Below are 17829 nucleotides of genomic sequence, written 5' to 3'. Positions count from 1 at the left end.
ACATGGAAGTGAACGCCCACTGGGCAAATTGATCAGGAGAGAATGGAATGAAACGAGGCTGGACGTTGCTGCTAGCGGCTTGGTTGGGCTTACTGGCTATGCCGGGCTGGGCCGCACCAGAGGATAAGCCGGTGTTCTACCGGTTGGATTACCAAGGGCACCAGGCCTGGCTGCTGGGTTCTATTCATGTGGGGCTGCCGGATTTCTACCCCATGCCCGAGCGCATCGAGCAGGCGCTGTCCGGTGCCGAACAGCTGGTGCTGGAGGCGGATCCCAACGACCCTAATATCCAGGCCCTGGTGATGCAGAACATGCTGGCCACTTCGCCGCTGCCAGCGGAGCTGGCTACCCAGCTGCAGGAGTTTTGCCAGGCCCAGCAGCTGCACTGCGATCCGCGCTTGCGCCCCTGGATGCTCAGCTCCCAGATTGCCATGGGGATGATGGCCCAGGCGGGCTTCCGGCCGGATCTTGGGGTGGAGCAGCAGCTGATGGCGCAACTTAAGGACAGGCCGGTGCTGGAGCTGGAGGGGATGGCGTTCCAGCTGGAGGTGTTCAACAGCTTTAGCGACGAGGCCTCCCACGCCATGCTCAAGGCCACCCTGGAGACTTCGGGCGCCGAGGAGATCGAGGCGTTGGTGGGGGCCTGGCGCGAGGGCGATAAGGAGGAGCTGGCAGAGCAGATGCTGGAGGGGCTGCAGAACCACCCCGAGCTGTGGCAGAAGCTGATGCTGGATCGCAACGTAGGCATGAGTGAGGGGATCCAGGCTCTGATGCAGCAGCACGACCACCTGTTCATTGCCGTGGGGGCGGGCCACCTGGTGGGTGAGGGCTCGATCCCCAGCCTGCTGGGCAAAGCCGGTGTCCAGGTGACCGACTGCTGGCAGAGCGATTGCCAGCGCTAGAGTCTGGGGCAGATAGCAACAGCGGGGCATGATGCCCCGCTGTTTTGTGCTTTGTCCGAATTAACTGTTGTTCTAGTTAGCCTGACGATTTTTCTCACCATTGGCTGTAAATAGCTTTGCCGGGTTGCCGGCTGCAACCAAAGGGGCGTTCCGCCCCCTTGGAACCCCCGTTTGCCTCCAATCGTCGCTAACCCTCACTTTCGTTACCAAAGTCTGCGGCTCAGGCTTGAGTCGACGTCCCTGTCTCCGCAAGCCACTCAGGCCGTCCTGGCCTTCAACCTGGGCTTTGGCCACTTCGTTCGGGCGACTCCAAGTCGGCGAAGAGCCGGCGGGTCACACAGTTCTGTTGGATTGAATGAGTAAGGTGTATTCAACACCTAACTAGGGCAGAGCTCTTTTTTTGTTGCCCGCGGTGGATCAGCGCTGCTGCAGCCACTGCACAGCGTCAGCCAGCGCGGTGTCAGCGGCGTTGGCGTCGAAGTGGGGGCTGCGGGGGTTGATAAAGCCATGGCCGGCCTCGCTCAGCTCAACCTGGCAGGCCCGCGCCAGCGGGGCCTGGTGTTCCAGCACCCCAGCATCGTCCCGGCACAGCAGCAACTGGGTTGGGCTTTGCGGCGTTAGCGTCGGCTGAGCCAGGATCTGGTTGCCGTAGCACAGTGACGCGCGGGTTACTCGGCTGGCCAGCTCGGGCTGGCTCAGCAGCGGCCAGGCGGCATTGGCACCGGCACTGAAGGCCAGCAGCAACAAAGGCTCGCTACCCTGGCTCAGTCGTTCTGCCAATTTCTGCTGGTAGATACGGGCGGTACAGCGGCGCTGGAAGTACTCGTAGGCTTGGGCCTCGTCCTCAAAGGCGAAGCGCTGACCGCTGTAGGGATCGAGCACCTCAACTTGGTCAAACTGCGCCTCCAGGCGCGACAGCAAGGGATCCAGACTGGCGTGCTGGCCCCAGATATCGGTCACAAACAGCAGCGTGGCCATAGACATCCTTATCAGTGAGTAAAATTGGGCGACCCATCCTAGGCGGGCTCGAGGCGCAGATCAATCGGCGTCTTGGCACTGTGGCCCGGCAGTTCCCGCACCAGGCGGGGCACCAGGAAACCGGGCAGGGTGGCCAGCAGTTGCGCCATCAGCGCCCGGGCCTGCTCATCACTGACCTCGAAATGCCCCGCTCCCTGCACCTTGTCCAGCTGATGCAGGTAGTAGGGCAGGATCCCCGCCTCAAACAGCCGCTCGGACAGCTGGGCCAGCACCTGGGCATCGTCATTGACCCCCTTGAGCAGCACCCCCTGGTTGAGCAGGGTGACACCGGCCGCCCGCAAGCGCTGCATGGCAGCGACCACCTCGTCGTCGATCTCCCGGGGGTGATTGATGTGCAGCACCATCACTACCGGCCAGGGCGCCTGCTCCAGCAGGGTCACCAGCGCATCGGTGACCCGGTTTGGGATCACTACCGGCAGGCGGGTATGGAAACGCACCCGCTTGAGGTGCTTGGCCTGGGTTAGACGCTCGAACAGCTGGGCCAGGTGGTCGTCCTTGGCCATCAGCGGATCGCCACCGGACAGCAGCAGCTCATTAATCTGGGGATCGGCATTGAGATAGGCTACTGCCTGCTCCAGCTCGGCACGGCCCACCTTGTGATCCTGGTAGGGGAAGTGACGGCGAAAGCAGTAGCGGCAATTGATGGCGCAGCCGCCGCGCAGCATCAGCAGAACACGGCTGCGGTATTTGTGCAGCAGGCCCGGGGTATCGCCCCCCTGCTCGCCGGTGGGATCGACGCCAAAACCGGGCTGAGCCAGGAACTCAGCGCCCAGCGGCAGCACCTGGAGCAGCAGCGGATCCTGGGCATCGCCGGGGGTGATTCGATTGGCGTAGGGCCGGGGCACACGCATCGGAAACAGCCGGCGTGCGGCCAAGCCTTCGCCAAACTGGGCCGGATCGATCCGCAGATGGGTCAGCAGTGCCACAGGATCGCTGAAGGCCGAGGCCAAATCCTGTTGCCAACTGGCTTGAGGTCGGTGCAAAGGGGCGGGATTTCGGGTTATCATTAGCCGGTTAACATCAACTTATAACAGCTGGAAGAGAGCAGAAATGGCTTCTTATTCTACCAACGAGTTTAAATCCGGGCTAAAGATAATGTTGGACGGCGAGCCGTGCAACATCGTTGAGAACGAGTTGTTCAAACCGGGTAAGGGTCAGGCCATCAACCGCGTGAAGATCAAGAAGCTGATCAGCGGCAAGACCCTGGAGAAGACCTTTAAGTCTGGCGAGAGCGTGGAAGGCGCCGACGTCATGGATCTGCAGATGGCTTACCTCTACAACGACGGTGAGTTCTGGCACTTCATGAACAACGACACCTTCGAGCAGATCGCTGCGGATAAGAAAGCCGTCGGTGACGCGGAGAAGTTCCTGGTCGAGCAAGACCTGTGCACCATCACCGTGTGGAACGACAACCCGATCGTGGTGACCCCGCCGAACTTCGTCGAGCTGGAAGTGACCGAGACCGATCCGGGCCTGAAGGGTGATACCCAGGGTACTGGCGGTAAGCCGGCCACCCTGAGCACCGGCGCTGTGGTTCGCGTACCTCTGTTCATCTCCATTGGTGAGGTGGTGAAGGTGGATACCCGTACCGGCGAATACGTTGAGCGGGTGCGCAAGTAAGCACCGGCAAGATGAAACAGGAGTGGGCTTCGGCCCACTCTTTTTGTTTGGGCGTCGCTCATGCTCAACCCAACAGCCCAGCGACACCCTCACCCCATAAAGCAGGAGCATTGTGATGACCACCGAATGGCATCCCACCACCAGCCGGGAGCAGCTGCGTCAGCGAGCGGCGGTGATCGCCAAGATCCGTGCCTTTTTTGCCCAGCGCGATGTACTGGAGGTGGATACCCCGGCGTTGTCGCAAGCAGCGGTCACCGACGTCCACCTGGTCAGCTTCGAAACCCGCTTTGTCGGCCCCGGCGCCGCCGATGGCCTGCCGCTCTACCTGATGACTTCCCCTGAGTTTCACATGAAGCGGTTGCTGTGTGCTGGCTCCGGTTGCATCTACCAGCTGGGTAAGAGCTTTCGCAACGAGGAATCCGGCCGCCATCACAACCCGGAGTTCACCATGCTGGAGTGGTACCGGGTGGGGTTTGATCATCACGACCTGATGGCGGAGATGGCCGAGCTGCTGCAAGCCACCCTGGGTTGCGGTGAGCCGGAGAAGGTGAGCTACGCGGAAGTGTTTGAGCGGGTGCTGGGGCTGGATCCACTCGAAGCGAGCGTTGAGCAGCTGCAGGCCAAGTGCCGGGAGCACAACCTGCAGGATGTGGGCGATCAGGAGACGACCGAGGCGCCGTTGCAGCAGCTGCTGTTCTCCATGGTGCTGGAACCGCAGATCGGTCAGCAGGTGCCCTGCATGGTGCATGGCTTTCCCGCCAACCAGGCAGCGCTGGCGCGGATCAGCGCAGAAGACCCCCGCACCGCCGATCGCTTTGAGGTGTACTTCCGCGGCATCGAGTTGGCCAACGGCTTCTATGAGCTGGCCGATGGCGATGAGCAGCTGGCCCGGTTCGAGGCGGATAATCTGCAGCGAGCGCAGATGGGCCTGCCTCAGCGGCCGATCGATCAGCACCTGATCGCCGCGCTGCGTCATGGCTTGCCCGACTGTGCCGGCGTCGCATTGGGGGTAGATCGATTGATAATGCTGGTTCAAGGTCTCAATCACATAGAAAACGTGATCGCCTTCCCAGTGTCTCGCGCTTAGGTTACACTGCCGCCATCATGACAAGGAGTCAGATGCAGGGCGATGATACGGGCAGGGAGACCCCGAGGGGTCGGATCCATTCTAATGGTGTTGTGGCTGCTGGCGTTGGTGCTGGCGGCGCCGATCCATGAGCTGTCCCATCATCATGATCATTCTCATGCGCACACCCATGCCTCCGGCCATGGTCACCAAGACGATGCGTTAGAGCACTGCGACTTCTTTGTCCACCAGCAGCAGTTGGCCTCGATGTTTTGGCACGAGGTACCGCTGCTGCCTGGCAACGCCCCCCTGGCCCTTGCGCCCGCCCTTGAAATCCACGCCTGGTTGCAGGGCGATTCTCATCGATATCACGCCCGGGCGCCGCCGGCGCACTCCTAAATCCGACCCTGTTGTATCGGCATCGGCACACGCATCGATGCCCACTTTATTGTCTTTTTAGGAAATAGAATGATGTCTATGAAGTTGAACGGTACTGCCTTTGCAGTTGCTGCCCTGCTCGCTACTCCTGCTCTGGCCAACACTGGAAGCCTGACCAACCCCAACATCAGCCTGGTACTGGATGGCTACTACCAGGATGGCGAACGTCCCATGGGCGAGCGTGAAGAGGGTTTTGGCCTGGGTCACACTGAGCTTGCGTTCTCCGCGGCGGTGGATGACAAGCTGTACGGCAAGCTGACCACCGTGCTGGAAAGCCACGATGGCGAGACCGAGCTGCTGGTGGAAGAGGCCTTTATCCAGACCCTGGCGATGCCGGGTGGCCTGTCTCTGCGCGCCGGTCGTTTCCTGTCTGATATCGGCTACCTCAATAATCAGCACATGCACACCGATGCCTTCGTCGAGCGTCCGGCGGTGTACCGGGCCTTCCTCGGTAATCACTACTACGACGACGGTGTTCGCCTGAACTGGGTGGCGCCGACCGATCTCTACTTCGAGCTGGGTGCCGAGGTGCTAGGTGGTGACCCGCTGATGGCGGAAGGCCTGGTGGACCCGGAGACGGTCGGGGTTTATCACCTGTACACCAAGCTGGGTGGTGACATCGGTCAGTCTCACAGCTGGCAGGCCAGCCTGTCCTGGCTGCGCAACGAGAACGGCATGGCAGCCATGCATGAGCATGACGACCATGATGAGCATGATCATGATGAGGAGCATGACGAAGAGCATGACCACGATGAAGAGCATGGTCATGACGAGGAGCACGGTCACGACGACGAGCACGGCGATGAGCATGGTGACGAGCATCTCCACGATGACCACGGCCATGACCACAGCCACGGCGCCGCCTTTACCGGCCGCGACCTGTTCAACGCCTCCTTCGTGTACAAGTGGGCGCCGGGCGGTAACTACAAGTACAACCACCTGACCATCAGCGGCGAATACTTCTACCTGGATAAGCCCTATGCGTTTGAGGAGCACGGCCACGAAGAAGAGGGGCACCACGAGGATGGCCCGGACTACTTCGACGGCTGGTACCTGTCCGGTGTTTACCAGTTCAACCCCAGCTGGTCTGCGGGTCTGCGCTACGGTGAGCTCAGTGCCGCACTGATGCACGAAGAGCATGCCCACCTGCACGACGCCAAGATCAAAGAGAGTGAGGCGATGATCGCCTGGCATCCCAGCCACTTCTCGGTGGTCCGTCTGCAGTACACCCACCAGGATCTGACCGAGTTTGCCGCAGCGGATGACCACATCATCACCCTGCAATACAACGTGACTCTGGGGGCCCATGGTGCGCATCAATTCTAACTGGATCGCGGCGTGCGCAGCCTTGCTGCTGACGCCGTCTGCGTCTGCGCTGGAGATCTTTGCCTGTGAGCCCGAGTACGCCGCCCTGTTGACGGAGTTGGCGCCGGAGGCGGAGGTCTACAGCGCCACCACAGCGCTGCAGGACCCACACCATGTCCAGGCGCGCCCCAGCCTGATCGCCAAGATGCGCAAAGCGGATCTGGCAGTTTGTGCCGGCGCAGCGCTGGAGGTGGGCTGGCTGCCGGTGCTGCAGATGAAGGCCAACAACCGCAAGCTGCGCGATGGTCAGCCCGGCATGTTCTACGCCGCCGACCAGGTGGAGACCCTGGATCAGCTCACCCAGGTGGATCGCACCATGGGGGATGTGCATCCGGAGGGCAACCCTCACCTTCACTTCTCACCCTACCGCATGCTGACCATTGCCCAGGCCCTGGCCCAGCGTCTGGGGGAGATCGACCCGGCCAACAAAGCCAGCTACCAGGCCAACCTGGCGGCGTTTGAGCAGCGCTGGACCGAGGCAACCGCCAAGTGGGAGGCCAAGGCCGCGCCGCTCAGAGGCCAAGGGGTGATCGCCTACCACACCGCGTTTCGTTACCTGTTTGATTGGTTAGGTATCGAGCAGCGGGGGGATCTGGAGCCCAAGCCGGGGCTGCCACCCACCAGCGCCCACCTGGCGAGCCTGGTGGAGCTGGCGAACTCGGGACAGGTGAAGGCGGTGATCCACACCCGCTTCCAGGACCCGCGGGGAGCAAACTGGCTGGCTCAGCGCAGCGAGCTGCCGGTACTGGCACTGCCGTACTCCACCGGTAGTGAGGGGATCGACAACCTGTACCAGCTGTATGACCAGGTGATCGACGCCCTCTTGGCGGAGCTGACGTCGTGATGGACATGACCCTGCTGAGCATCCTGGCGCCCGCCATGGTCGCTGGGATCCTGGTGCTCTCCACCCATGTGGTGTTGGGCCGCCAGGTGCTGAAGCGGGGGATCATCTTTATCGATCTGGCCATTGCCCAGTTCGCCGCCCTGGGGGCGGTGTTGGCGCATACCCTACACGCCCATCATGACCACGGCAGCCATGCTGATCATGCCGGTCACGGTGCCATGATCGGCTTGGAGTTTCTGTTACCGGCCTTGTTTGCTTTGGTCGCTGCGGCCCTGATTGCGGCGCTCGAGCGCTACTTCAAGCCGGAGCTGGAAGCCTTGATCGGCAGTCTCTACGTGGTGTCTGCGGTGGCGGCGATGCTGTTGCTGTCCGGCGATCCCCATGGGGGTGAGCTGCTGCATCAAATCCTGTCGGGCCAAATCCTGTGGACTGGCTGGGGGGATCTGATCCTACCGGCGCTGTTATCGCTGCTGGTGTTGGCACTGATCCTGTTTTGGCCGCAGTCGCTCCATGGGCCGCTGTTCTACCTGATGTTTGCCCTGGTGATCCCCTTTTCGGTGCAACTGGTGGGGGTCTACCTGGTGTTCTCCAGCCTGATCCTGCCGGCACTGGCGGTGAATCAGCTGCAGGGACGTCGCGCCCAGATCTGGGGTTTGATCACCGGCATCACCGGTTACGGCATCGGTCTGTGGCTGTCCGCCGGCTTTGATCTGCCCTCCGGCGCCACCGTGGTGGTGACCCTGGCGGCGGTGGCGATCCTGGTTCGGGTGGTGGTGAGGCCGAAGTAACCTTAACCTGAAACGACAAAGGGACGCCGCGGCGTCCCTTTTTTCTGCTTCCTGAAGGCCGCTAGCCCTCCTCTTCCTCGATCATCTGCGCTTGCTGGTAGTTCTGGATCCCGACTTTGTCGATCAGCTCCAGTTGGGTCTCCAGCCAGTCAACATGGTCCTCTTCATCCTCAAGGATGTTCTGACACAGATCGCGGCTGACGAAGTCGCGCACCTCTTCGAAGTAGGCGATGGCGTTGCGCAGGTCCGGGATTGCGTCCATCTCCAGCGCCAGGTCGCACTCCAGCATCTCCTTGGTGTGCTCACCGATGCGCAGTTTGCCCAGGCTTTGCAGGTTGGGCAGGCCCTCAAGAAAGAGGATCCGCTCGATCAGGTGATCGGCGTGGTTCATCTCGTCGATGGACTCGTGGTACTCCTTGTCGGCGATCCGCTTCAGACCCCAGTCCTTGTACATGCGCGCGTGAAGGAAGTATTGATTGATGGCGATCAGCTCATTGCCCAGGATGGTATTGAGGTGGGCGATGACATTGGGATCGGTTTTCATGGGAGCCCCCGTGATGAGCTAAGGAGCAGTAAGCATGGTCAAGGGGCGCAAACAGGGCAAGGCCCGCAAGCAGATTGGCTCGCGAGCGGAGGAGTTTGGTGCTGGGCCTTAGGCCACTTCGTAGTAGTTCGGGATGCAATCCAGCTCTTGTTCCATCACCTCCCGGGCCATGCGGATGCACTTGCCACACTGGGCACCGACACCCAGTTGCGATTGCAGGGTCTTGACGTCTGTGGCCCCTTTGGCCACCGCTTGCTTAATCTGCGTATCCGTGACGCCGTAACACATGCACACGTACATTCGACACTTCCCAACCGTTTGCTCAATTACATAACGAATCGTAAATGCAAACGATTCGCATGTCTAATAACATTGTAGGCAAGTTTTCGAACAATGCGTCTTGCTGGGTTATAAAAAATGGTGAAGGCAATCACGCCTTAGCCAAAAAGGAGCGATCCCATGGATCAGGAGCAGCGCAACAACGCCATTCGTCGGTTTCTCAAGCAGGTCGGGATCCAGTCCCACCAGGAGCTGGATCAGCTGCTGGCGGACGCCGAAAAAGCCGGCACCTTAGGAGGTGAGCCGGTGAAGGTGGTGATGACCCTGTCGGTGCCGTCACTGGACTTTGAGCATCGAATCGCCGGTGAGCTGAGCAAGGAGTAGGGCCGTTCAGCGGCGGTGCTAATAGCCGCGCTGAAAATCGATGCGGTGCTGCAGGTCATCGCCGCGACGGTAACGCGCCAGGTTGTCGGCAAACTGGCTCACCACCTGCTCGGGGAAGCTGGTGGCGGCGATGTGGGGGGTCAGGGTGACTTGCGGATGCTGCCACAATGGCGAGTCGGCGCTGACCGGCTCCTGCTCGAACACGTCCAGTACCGCCTGAGCTAGCTGACCGCTGTCCAGCGCCATTAGCAGGGCATCCAGGTCGAGCACATTGCCGCGACCGACGTTGAACAGGGTGGCGTCCTTGGGCAGGCAGGCCAGGGCCTCGCTGTTGAGCAGGTGGTGGGTATCACCGGTGGCCGGCAGCACCGACACCAGTACCTGGGCTTGCGCTAGCGCCTGGTGCAGCTGCGTTACTGGGTAGACTCGGTCGAACGGGGCCACGTCAGCGCCGCTGCGGCTCACCCCCAGCACCGCCATCCCAAAGCCTTTGGCCGCCCGGGCGATGTGCTGGGCGATATCGCCGGTACCCAGCAGAACCAGGGTTTGCCCCTCGAGTGTGCCGTAAGGGTGGGGCTGCCACAGCGTTTGCTGTTGCTGGGCGGCGTAGCGGGGTAGGTGGCGCAACTGGGACAGCAGGTGGGCGAAGACATACTGGGCCATCAAGGGGCCGAACAGGCCGCGGATATTAGTGAGTTGGTAATCCCTGGGCAGATCGGTCGCCATCAGGGGGTCGACGCCAGCGTAGGTGCTGGCCAGCCAACGCGGCTTATACCCCTGGCGCAGTGCCTCGGCCGCCAGGGCCGGTTCTGCCAGCCACACCTCGGCCTCTGCCGGCGAGGCACTGGCCTCGATGTCGCTTTGCCCCAGCAGGGCGTGGTAGGCGTTCGGGTCTTGGGTCAGCAGGGCGATGGCGGTCATGTTGGAGTTTCTCACTGAGACAGTCGCTGTTAGGCTACGTCCCTGATGTTGTTTTGGAAAGCTCGATGAATTGGTTGCTTGATCTCACCGGCCACGTGGGCCGTTCGCTCTACCCCTACCTGGGGGACATCGCCATCGCCCTGCTCGCTTGTGTGCTGGTGGTGCTCAGTCCTGACATTCAGCTCTTTATCCGCCGCCGCATCATCACCTGGCCCTTCCTGGCCCGCACCCTGGTGTTTGTCCTGCTGGTGGCGTTTGGCTACGGCATGGTGATCACCCAAGCGGCCCCCTACCTGGCCAGCCAACTGGCCCAGCTGTCACCCCAGTGGCTGCTGCTGGTGGTGTGCCTCAGCTTTACCCTGATAGGCCTGTGGGCCGAGCGTCACCGCCAGATGTAACTCAATCCCAGCCGCGCGGAGTGGGGTCAGTCAGGCCCAGCTGTGCGCGACTGCGAGCGGGGAAGTTGGTAAACACCCCATCAACCCCAAGCGCCGCCATCTGAGCCAGATCCTCCGCCTTGTCTACGGTGTAGACGTACACCTTGAGCCCGCGCTGCTGGGCGTCGGCAATCAGGGCCGGATCGGCAAAATCCACGTCCAGATGCACCGCATCTGCCGCCAGTTCACTGGCAAATTCGGCGTAATTCAGTGGGCAGCTGGCGGTGAGGGCGCCGATCCTCAGATCCGGCTTCGTCCCTTTGATGCGGGCCAGCATCGGGTGGTGGAAGGAGGAGACCAGGAACTGCTCCCAACGGTAGCCCAACTGCGCCACCGCCTGCTCCAGCAACGGCAGTAGCAGCTCATCGGTGGCCATCCCCTTCAGCTCGATGTTCAAGCCGCAGCGCGCGCCAACGCACTCCAGCACCTGCCACAGGGTGGGTACCCGCTCTCCTTGGCCCGCATCCAGCTGCGCCAGCTGTGCCAGGGTGGATTGGCTGACTGGCCCACGGCCCGAGGTGGTCTTGTCGAGGAAGCGGTCGTGGATCACCACCAGTGTGTCCTCGACCCGATGCACGTCCAGCTCGATGGCATCCGCCTGTTGGGCAACGGCCAGTGTCATGGCGGCCAGGGTGTTCTCCGGTGCCTCGCCCGAGGCACCGCGGTGGGCAATGATCAGCATGTCGGCGTGTTAGCGGATCAGGCCGCTCTCCTTGGCGTCGTTGGTGTTGAGGTGCAGATCCATCTGGGGGTAGGCCAGTACGATCCCCTTGTCGCGGAACTTGCTGGTGATCCGCATGTGCAGATCATGCCGCAATGGCCAGCGTTTGCCCATCTCGTCGGCGTAGGCGCGCACCTCGAAGTCCTGGGTGTGGGCACCAAAGCCGGCGAAGAAGATCTCCGGCTCCGGCTGGGCCAGGGCCAGCGGACACTCCTGAACGGCCTGGTGCAGCACTGCTTCCACCAGCGCCGGATCGGAGTCCCGGGCCACCGAGACGGTGAGGATCACCCGGGTGATGGCGTCGGACAGCGACCAGTTCACCAGCTGCTCGGTGATGAAAGCCTTGTTGGGGACGATGATTTCTTTGCGATCCCAGTCGACGATAGTGGTGGCGCGGATCTGGATCTTGGACACCGTACCGGTCAGCTCACGGATGGTGACGGTGTCACCGATGCGGATCGGTTTCTCAAACAGGATGATGAGGCCGGATATAAAGTTGGCAAAGATCTCCTGCAGACCGAAGCCGAGGCCCACCGTCAGGGCGGCAATCAACCACTGCATCTTGCTCCAGGCCAGGCCCAGGGTGGAGAAGGTGGCAAACACCCCGATCATGAACACCACGTACTTACTGACGGTGGAGATGGCAAAGCCGGTGCCTGGGGTCAGCTCCAATCGCTGCAGCAGCAACAGCTCCAGCAGGCCGGGCAGGTTACGGGCGATCATCCAGGTGAACACGCCGATCATCAATGCCGCCACCAGCGACATCAGGGTGATGGGCACCGCTTGCTCCACCCCGTCCACCAGCTGGCTGCTGGAGTAGAGGGTGATCCCCTCGAGGAAGCTGAACATCGCCGGATGGGTCTGGCTCCACAGCGCCAGCAGCGACAGGGCAAAGGCCAGGATCATCAAGGAGCGCACCAGCCCCAGTGACTGGGTCGAGATGGTGTCCAGATCCAGGGTGGGCTCGTCCAGGGTATCGAGCTGACCCTCGGCACTGGTGTTGCTGATCCCCTCGGAGCGCTCCTTTTCCCGCTGGGCCAGTACCTCGGCCCGTTTGGCCTTGGCCAGTTCAAACTGCAGCTTGCGTCGCTCGATCAGCATCCAGCGTTTAACCAGCAGATAAGCCAGCAGGAACATTATCCCCAGGGTAACGGTGATCTGGGCCTGGCCCAGCAGCTGCTGGGCGCTGTAGTAGTAACCGCGCCAGGCCAGCACCAGACAGACCAGTGGCAGCACGATCAGCACCAGCCAGATCAGTCGTTCAATGAAGCGGCGATTGATGTTTTCCCGGCTGTGATGCTTGTGATACTGACCGGCGAACCGGCTCAAGCGCCGGTAGGCGTAGGCCAGCAGCAGACACAACAGAATAAAGGCCAGGCGCCCGAGGCTGTTGCTTAGCAGCGCCATGTCCAGGTATTGGGTAAAGGCCACCAGCGCCAGCAGTGGCGCGGCAATCAGGTGGAGCTTGCCCAGCACCCGCCGTACGTGGGCCATCAGGGGGGCATTGCGGCGGAAGTGGGCCACCATCAGGCCATCTTCGTGGCTCAGGTGGTAGATCAGCCAATACAGCTGCAGCACCAGGGCAATAGCCAGCAGCCCCTGTCCCACGGCCTGGGCAAACAGTGGCCCCTCGCCGAAGCGCAAGATACTGCCGGCAACCCAGAACGGCGCAGGCAACAACAGGCTGACCGCCATGGCCATCAGTAGCACCTTGAAAGAGGCGCTGAACTTATCCTGGGTTACGTTACCAACGAAGCGACTGTAGTGCTCACGGGCGCGGGCATAGGGGCCCTTGAGCAGATCCCAGCTGGCCAGGATCAGCACCAGCAGGGCCAGCCAGCCGCCCCAGTAGTTGATGTTGTTCTGGTACGACTGCTGCAGCTCCTGCCAGCGCAGGGGGCTGGTCAGCCAGCTCAGGCCCAGCCCCAGGTTGGAGAAGGTCTCGGCACCGATGCGGCGGGCATTAGGCAGCCAGAACAGGTACTCGGTGATCAGCCGGACGAAACGTTCGCTCTGTTTGTCGAGCTGCTCCTGCTGCAGCTTGAGGCGGCTCAGTTCCACTACCCACTGTTCGTGGGTGTCGATCAGCAGGCTGAGCAGCTCCACTTGACGCTGCCACAGGGGCTGGTGGGGCAGATCCGCGTCGCCGTCGCGGATCTTGCGCTCGGTCTCGTCGCGCTGGTGGTCGTAGTCGTAGCGCTGCAAGCGCGATTGGGTCAGCAGTTGGCTGGTGGCCTGACCGCCGTCGTGCAGCTGCAGCGATTTGAGGCGGCGGATCAGCGATTCGCCAAAGTCGGCGCTGACGCTGCCCCACTCCAGCTGTTCCTGGGTCTCACGCAGCTCCGCTGCCTGCGCTTGGTACTGCTGCTCAGCTGAGACCAGGTCACGGCTGGTCTGCTCCATGCGCTGGTTGAGCAGGGCCAGGGCGCGGGCCAGATCGGCGTTCACCTCACTCAAGGCGCTGAGGCTGGGGTCCTGCATCGGCCCCACCGGGTTGTCGCTCAGTGCCGCTTCGCTTTGGTTGCGGCGGGCCTGGGCGGCGCTGTCATTGAGTCGGTTGAGACGCAGCTCCAGCGCCGCCAACTGGTTTTGCACCAGGCGCTGGCGCAGCTGGATCAGCTGCAGTTGCAGCGGCAGGGCCTGCTGCTCCAGCTGCAGGGTATTCACCAGGCTCTGGTAGTAGAGTTGCCGTGCTGCCACCTGGGGAGCGCTGCCGGACTCGTTGCGGGCCAGGCGCAGTTGCACCGAGGCCTGCTGTTCGGCATCCGGCAACTGGTTGAGGCGCTGGCGGGTCTGGCTATGCAGCGAGGCCAGTGATTCGGCGCTGGTTTTCAGCTCCTGCAGCTGCAGGTGCACCCAGGATTGCTGTTGGCTGACGGGCTGTTCGCTGTCCACCTCGGAGCTAAGCGGTTGGCGCAACTGCTCCTTGAGCTGGGCCTGACGGGCGACGAACTGCTCCAGCAGCTCCTGGTACTCTTCGGCCTGTTGGTCAAGCAGCCGTTGCTGGCTGGTCCACTGCTCCAGGGTGACCGACTGGGGGTTATTGGAGCCAAAAGGGGTGAGTCGCCGCTCCATGGAAAAGGGCGAGTTGGCCTGGGCCAGGGTACTGGCCAGGAGCAGTAAGGAACAGAGAAGGCGCCACATGGTGATCAGCTTAGTATCGAGGGCAAAGGAACGGCGCAAGTTTATCGAAGAAAGTTGTGGCTGCCTATGCAGTTAGCTGACAAAGCTTGCTCTCACAGGCGGAACTTTGAGCAAGGCCAAAAAAACACCGGCCTGCCTATGGCAAGCCGGTGTTGTCAGGTTTTTTTGGTCGCCTATTTGGCAGTAGCCATGGCCTGACCCAGACGGGTCTTGGCGCCGGCGGTGAAGGCTTCGTCAAAGCCCTCGAGCATCTCGGCACCAAAGCAGGCCACCACGGTGCTGCCCAGCTTGAAGCGGCCCATCTCCTCGCCCTTCTCCAGGCGGATCGCCTGCTCGCCCTCGGCCGGGTAGTCCCAGCTCATGATCTGGGCACCGGCCGGCGGGGTGACGGTACCGGACCAGACGGTTTCGATGGAGGCGACGATGGTGGCGCCCACCAGCACCATGGCCATGGGGCCGTGCTCGGTATCGAACAGGGTCACCACGCGCTCGTTGCGGGCGAACAGGCCCGGGACATTCTCGGTGGTCAGCGGGTTCACTGAGAACAGGTCGCCGGGCACGTAGATCATCCGACGCAGGGTGCCGGCGCAGGGCATGTGAATGCGGTGGTAGTCCTGGGGCGACAGGTAGATGGTAGTGAAGTGACCATCCTTAAACGGAGCGGCGTCGGCCTTGTGGCCACCGAGCAGCTCCAGCAGGCCGTAGTCGTGGCCCTTGGCCTGAAAGATGCGCTCATCAACGATGGGACCCAGCTGGCTGACGCAGCCATCCACCGGTTGCACCAGGGTCTTCTCGCCCTCGTCCAGCGGACGCAGGCCCGGCTTCAGCTCACGGGTGAAGAAATCGTTGAAGGTCTTGAACCCTTTCGGATCCTCGATCAGCGCTTCCTGCATGTTGATCTTGTACTGGCGAATAAACCAGTTGATGAAGGCGGTGGTGGCCCAGCCTGACTCGGAGGCGGCGAACTTGCCGACCAAACGGGAGAGGGCGTGCTTGGGCATCACGTACTGCAGGTTAACTTTCAGTTTGTCCAGTGACACTGGGGGGTTCCTTAGTGGTTATTTGTCGTTCAGCGGATCGGCAAAGTGTCGGGTCGGCCGTTCCGACACCATAGATTCTAGGATCCGGTGATAGTTTTCAAATCGTTGGGCGTCAATTTCGCCCTGTTCTACCGCGGCTCTCAGGGCGCAGCCGGGATCGTTGCCATGCTTGCAGTCGCGGAACTTGCAGCCACCGACGTGCTCGCGAAACTCCTTAAAGCCCCAGGTCACCCGCTCGGGCGCCAGGTGCCAGAGGGCGAACTCCCGTACTCCGGGGGAGTCGATCAGATCGCCGCCACCGGGGAAGCGCAGCAACCGGGCGGTGGTGGTGGTGTGCTGACCCAGACCGGAGTTGCTGGAAACCTCACCGGTTTCCAGTTCAATGCCGGGCATCAGGGCATTGATCAGCGACGACTTGCCCACCCCGGACTGGCCGACAAAGATGCTGACCTTGTCCTGCAGGCAGTGCTCCAGATCGGCAACCCCTTCACCGGTCTCACTGGAAACCAGGTGGATGCGATAGCCGATGGCCAGGTAGGGCGCCAGGGTGGCATCCACCGCTTGGCGCTCCTCTGCTGACAGCAGATCAATCTTGTTGAGCACCAGCACCGGGGTGATGCCGGTGTCCTCCGCCGCCACCAGGTAGCGATCGATGATCTGAGTGGAGAGCTCGGGCACCACCGCCGAGACCACCAGGATCTGGTCGATGTTGGCGGCAACAACCTTGAGCCCATCATAGTAATCGGGGCGCTTCAGCTCGCTGCGTCGCGGATGTACCGCTTCCACCACCCCGGCGATTCCCGCCATGGCTTCGTTGCCCTGACGCCACTCTACCCGGTCGCCCACCACGACGCTGCCGACGGTGCGACGAAGGTTGCAGCGAAACACCTCGCCCTCTTCGGTTTCCACGTCGGCATGCTGACCAAAGCGGGTGATAATGCGCCCAGGGATCTGCGGGCCCAAAGTATCGTTATCCCACTCGGGTTCGTTGCGCTTGTTCAGCCGTTTGTCACGGTTGGCCCGGACCCGGCGTAACTGACCTTTTGTCAGTCGTTTCTTGCCTTTGCTCACTCTGCTCCTGGCAAAACGTGTCTAAATTAAAATAAAGCCGTATGATACTCCATTCTGACCAAAAAGCCCGTCGCCAGTACCGTTTCATAGGGAAAGTGACAGGTGCAGAGCGCACAAAACTGAGGATGTCACGGTGCCGTCGTTCCCTAATGATCGATCTGATTGCCGTGATGGCAACGTAGCGATCACCGACCGGATGCGCCCCGCTGTATAAGCCACATCACCTGACAAGCGAGACTAGAGGATTTGATGACACAAAATGCCAGTAATCTGATCTGGATTGATCTGGAGATGACCGGCCTGGATCCGATCGAGAACACCATCATTGAGATCGCCACCATTGTCACTGACAGCCAACTCAACGTGTTGGCCGAAGGACCGGTGATGGCCATCCGACAGCCTCAGTCTGAACTGGATAAGATGGACGATTGGAACGTGCGCACCCACGGTAACAGCGGGCTGACTGAACGGGTTCAGAAGAGCACCATTACCCTGGCCGAGGCGGAGCAGAAGACCCTGGCCTTTCTGGAACAGTGGGTACCCAAAGGGGCCTCTCCCATCTGCGGCAACAGCGTGGGCCAGGATCGACGCTTCCTGGTCAACTACATGCCCCAGCTCGAGGCCTACTTCCACTACCGGTACCTGGATGTCAGCACCATCAAGGAGTTGGTGCGCCGTTGGCAGCCGGAGCTGATGAACCGCTTTACCAAGTCGGCCTCCCATAAGGCCTTGGATGATATCCGTGAGTCGATCGCCGAACTGCAGTTCTACCGTGAGACGGTTTTCAAAATTTGAGCAAACGGGCTGAATTTGCCGATAGGGGGGTTGCGGCCCCCCGGATTTTGCTTATAATGCGCCCTCGCTGTTGAGGGGAATCCCCTGTCGATAACAGCACTCGGAATGCGGCACTAGCTCAGTTGGTAGAGCGCAACCTTGCCAAGGTTGAGGTCACGAGTTCGAACCTCGTGTGCCGCTCCAAATTTTCACTCCGCGCCAAGGCGAGGAGATGTGAGTCGCTCAGTTGATAGAGCGCAACCTTGTGAAAGGTTGAGGTCACACTCTCGATGAAGATCGGGAACCTCGTGTGCCGCTCCAATTTGAAGTCTTCGCAAGAAGCGGTTTTAGCCTCAAGGCTGGAACGACAATTTATGCGGCACTAGCTCAGTTGGTAGAGCGCAACCTTGCCAAGGTTGAGGTCACGAGTTCGAACCTCGTGTGCCGCTCCAA

19 protein-coding genes and 2 tRNA genes are annotated in these 17829 nt (G+C 61.4%); 12 read left to right on the top strand and 9 right to left on the bottom strand.

Annotation, left to right across the window (positions count from 1 at the left end):
- Positions 1-47 precede the first annotated feature (47 nt).
- Positions 48-902 carry a TraB/GumN family protein gene (locus tag BUC04_RS13760; protein WP_082766730.1) on the top strand — a complete coding sequence of 285 codons (855 nt, stop codon included), beginning with the start codon at positions 48-50 and terminating at the stop codon, positions 900-902.
- Positions 903-1319: 417 nt separating this feature from the next.
- Here the strand turns inward: BUC04_RS13760 and BUC04_RS13755 are convergent, their stop codons facing one another.
- Complete coding sequence (locus tag BUC04_RS13755) at positions 1320-1880, bottom strand: dienelactone hydrolase family protein (RefSeq protein ID WP_067661811.1); 561 nt, start codon at positions 1878-1880, stop codon at positions 1320-1322.
- A gap of 38 nt (positions 1881-1918) precedes the next feature.
- Positions 1919-2947, bottom strand: a complete 1029-nt coding sequence (gene epmB / locus BUC04_RS13750; protein WP_067661814.1) for an EF-P beta-lysylation protein EpmB — start codon at positions 2945-2947, stop codon at positions 1919-1921.
- A 43-nt stretch (positions 2948-2990) separates the two neighbouring features.
- Between epmB and efp the strand changes: the two genes are divergently transcribed.
- The 6 genes from efp to BUC04_RS13720 all read left to right on the top strand — a co-directional run bounded on the left by efp (position 2991) and on the right by BUC04_RS13720 (position 8061).
- The gene (gene efp, locus BUC04_RS13745) at positions 2991-3560 is read left to right on the top strand and encodes an elongation factor P (RefSeq protein WP_067661816.1); all 570 of its coding nucleotides are present in this window, start codon (positions 2991-2993) and stop codon (positions 3558-3560) included.
- Between the two features lie 112 nt (positions 3561-3672).
- On the top strand, positions 3673-4647 hold the full coding sequence (gene epmA / locus BUC04_RS13740; RefSeq protein ID WP_373277968.1) for an elongation factor P--(R)-beta-lysine ligase: 975 nt from the start codon (positions 3673-3675) through the stop codon (positions 4645-4647).
- Positions 4648-4731: 84 nt separating this feature from the next.
- Positions 4732-5025 carry a hypothetical protein gene (locus tag BUC04_RS13735; protein ID WP_067661819.1) on the top strand — a complete coding sequence of 98 codons (294 nt, stop codon included), beginning with the start codon at positions 4732-4734 and terminating at the stop codon, positions 5023-5025.
- Positions 5026-5094: 69 nt separating this feature from the next.
- A complete protein-coding gene (locus tag BUC04_RS13730) occupies positions 5095-6390 on the top strand; it encodes a hypothetical protein (protein ID WP_067661822.1) in 1296 nt (431 codons plus the stop codon).
- Entirely contained in the window at positions 6374-7273 is a 900-nt protein-coding gene (locus BUC04_RS13725) for a metal ABC transporter solute-binding protein, Zn/Mn family (RefSeq protein WP_067661848.1), read from the top strand. Before BUC04_RS13730 ends, BUC04_RS13725 begins: the two co-directional genes overlap by 17 nt.
- Entirely contained in the window at positions 7270-8061 is a 792-nt protein-coding gene (locus BUC04_RS13720) for a metal ABC transporter permease (protein ID WP_067661824.1), read from the top strand. Before BUC04_RS13725 ends, BUC04_RS13720 begins: the two co-directional genes overlap by 4 nt.
- A 61-nt stretch (positions 8062-8122) precedes the next feature.
- Here BUC04_RS13720 and bfr read toward each other — a convergent pair whose 3' ends face one another.
- Positions 8123-8605, bottom strand: coding sequence for a bacterioferritin (gene bfr, locus BUC04_RS13715; RefSeq protein ID WP_067661826.1), 483 nt, complete (start codon positions 8603-8605; stop codon positions 8123-8125).
- A gap of 108 nt (positions 8606-8713) precedes the next feature.
- Positions 8714-8905: a bacterioferritin-associated ferredoxin gene (locus BUC04_RS13710; RefSeq protein ID WP_067661828.1), complete on the bottom strand. Its 192-nt coding sequence runs from the start codon at positions 8903-8905 to the stop codon at positions 8714-8716.
- 159 nt (positions 8906-9064) lie between these two features.
- Between BUC04_RS13710 and BUC04_RS13705 the strand changes: the two genes are divergently transcribed.
- Positions 9065-9268 carry a DUF6494 family protein gene (locus BUC04_RS13705; RefSeq protein ID WP_067661830.1) on the top strand — a complete coding sequence of 68 codons (204 nt, stop codon included), beginning with the start codon at positions 9065-9067 and terminating at the stop codon, positions 9266-9268.
- A gap of 18 nt (positions 9269-9286) precedes the next feature.
- Here BUC04_RS13705 and BUC04_RS13700 read toward each other — a convergent pair whose 3' ends face one another.
- Positions 9287-10204 carry a D-2-hydroxyacid dehydrogenase gene (locus BUC04_RS13700; RefSeq protein WP_143165721.1) on the bottom strand — a complete coding sequence of 306 codons (918 nt, stop codon included), beginning with the start codon at positions 10202-10204 and terminating at the stop codon, positions 9287-9289.
- Between the two features lie 50 nt (positions 10205-10254).
- Here BUC04_RS13700 and BUC04_RS13695 point away from each other — a divergent pair, with 50 nt between their 5' ends.
- Positions 10255-10587 (top strand): DUF3392 domain-containing protein, encoded by a 333-nt coding sequence (locus tag BUC04_RS13695; RefSeq protein ID WP_067661834.1) that lies wholly within the window; start codon positions 10255-10257, stop codon positions 10585-10587.
- A 1-nt stretch (position 10588) separates the two neighbouring features.
- Here the strand turns inward: BUC04_RS13695 and BUC04_RS13690 are convergent, their stop codons facing one another.
- The 4 genes from BUC04_RS13690 to rsgA all read right to left on the bottom strand — a co-directional run bounded on the left by BUC04_RS13690 (position 10589) and on the right by rsgA (position 16602).
- On the bottom strand, positions 10589-11308 hold the full coding sequence (locus BUC04_RS13690) for a glycerophosphodiester phosphodiesterase (RefSeq protein WP_067661836.1): 720 nt from the start codon (positions 11306-11308) through the stop codon (positions 10589-10591).
- 9 nt (positions 11309-11317) lie between these two features.
- Positions 11318-14491 carry a mechanosensitive ion channel domain-containing protein gene (locus tag BUC04_RS13685; RefSeq protein WP_073325955.1) on the bottom strand — a complete coding sequence of 1058 codons (3174 nt, stop codon included), beginning with the start codon at positions 14489-14491 and terminating at the stop codon, positions 11318-11320.
- 173 nt (positions 14492-14664) lie between these two features.
- The gene (gene asd / locus BUC04_RS13680; RefSeq protein WP_082766731.1) at positions 14665-15525 is read right to left on the bottom strand and encodes an archaetidylserine decarboxylase; all 861 of its coding nucleotides are present in this window, start codon (positions 15523-15525) and stop codon (positions 14665-14667) included.
- Between the two features lie 24 nt (positions 15526-15549).
- A complete protein-coding gene (gene rsgA / locus BUC04_RS13675) occupies positions 15550-16602 on the bottom strand; it encodes a small ribosomal subunit biogenesis GTPase RsgA (protein WP_067661840.1) in 1053 nt (350 codons plus the stop codon).
- A 249-nt stretch (positions 16603-16851) separates the two neighbouring features.
- On the opposite strand from rsgA, the gene orn reads away from it, so the two are divergent.
- The 3 genes from orn (at position 16852) to BUC04_RS13660 (ending at position 17828) form a co-directional block, all read left to right on the top strand.
- Positions 16852-17397 (top strand): oligoribonuclease, encoded by a 546-nt coding sequence (gene orn / locus BUC04_RS13670; RefSeq protein ID WP_067661842.1) that lies wholly within the window; start codon positions 16852-16854, stop codon positions 17395-17397.
- A 107-nt stretch (positions 17398-17504) separates the two neighbouring features.
- A tRNA-Gly gene (locus tag BUC04_RS13665) sits at positions 17505-17580 on the top strand.
- Between the two features lie 172 nt (positions 17581-17752).
- Positions 17753-17828: transfer RNA gene (locus BUC04_RS13660), tRNA-Gly, on the top strand.
- Position 17829 lies beyond the last annotated feature (1 nt).

Origin of the sequence: Ferrimonas marina, assembly GCF_900129905.1 — a bacterium.
Lineage (GTDB): Bacteria > Pseudomonadota > Gammaproteobacteria > Enterobacterales > Shewanellaceae > Ferrimonas > Ferrimonas marina.
This window is presented reverse-complemented; position numbering and strand designations above follow the sequence as displayed.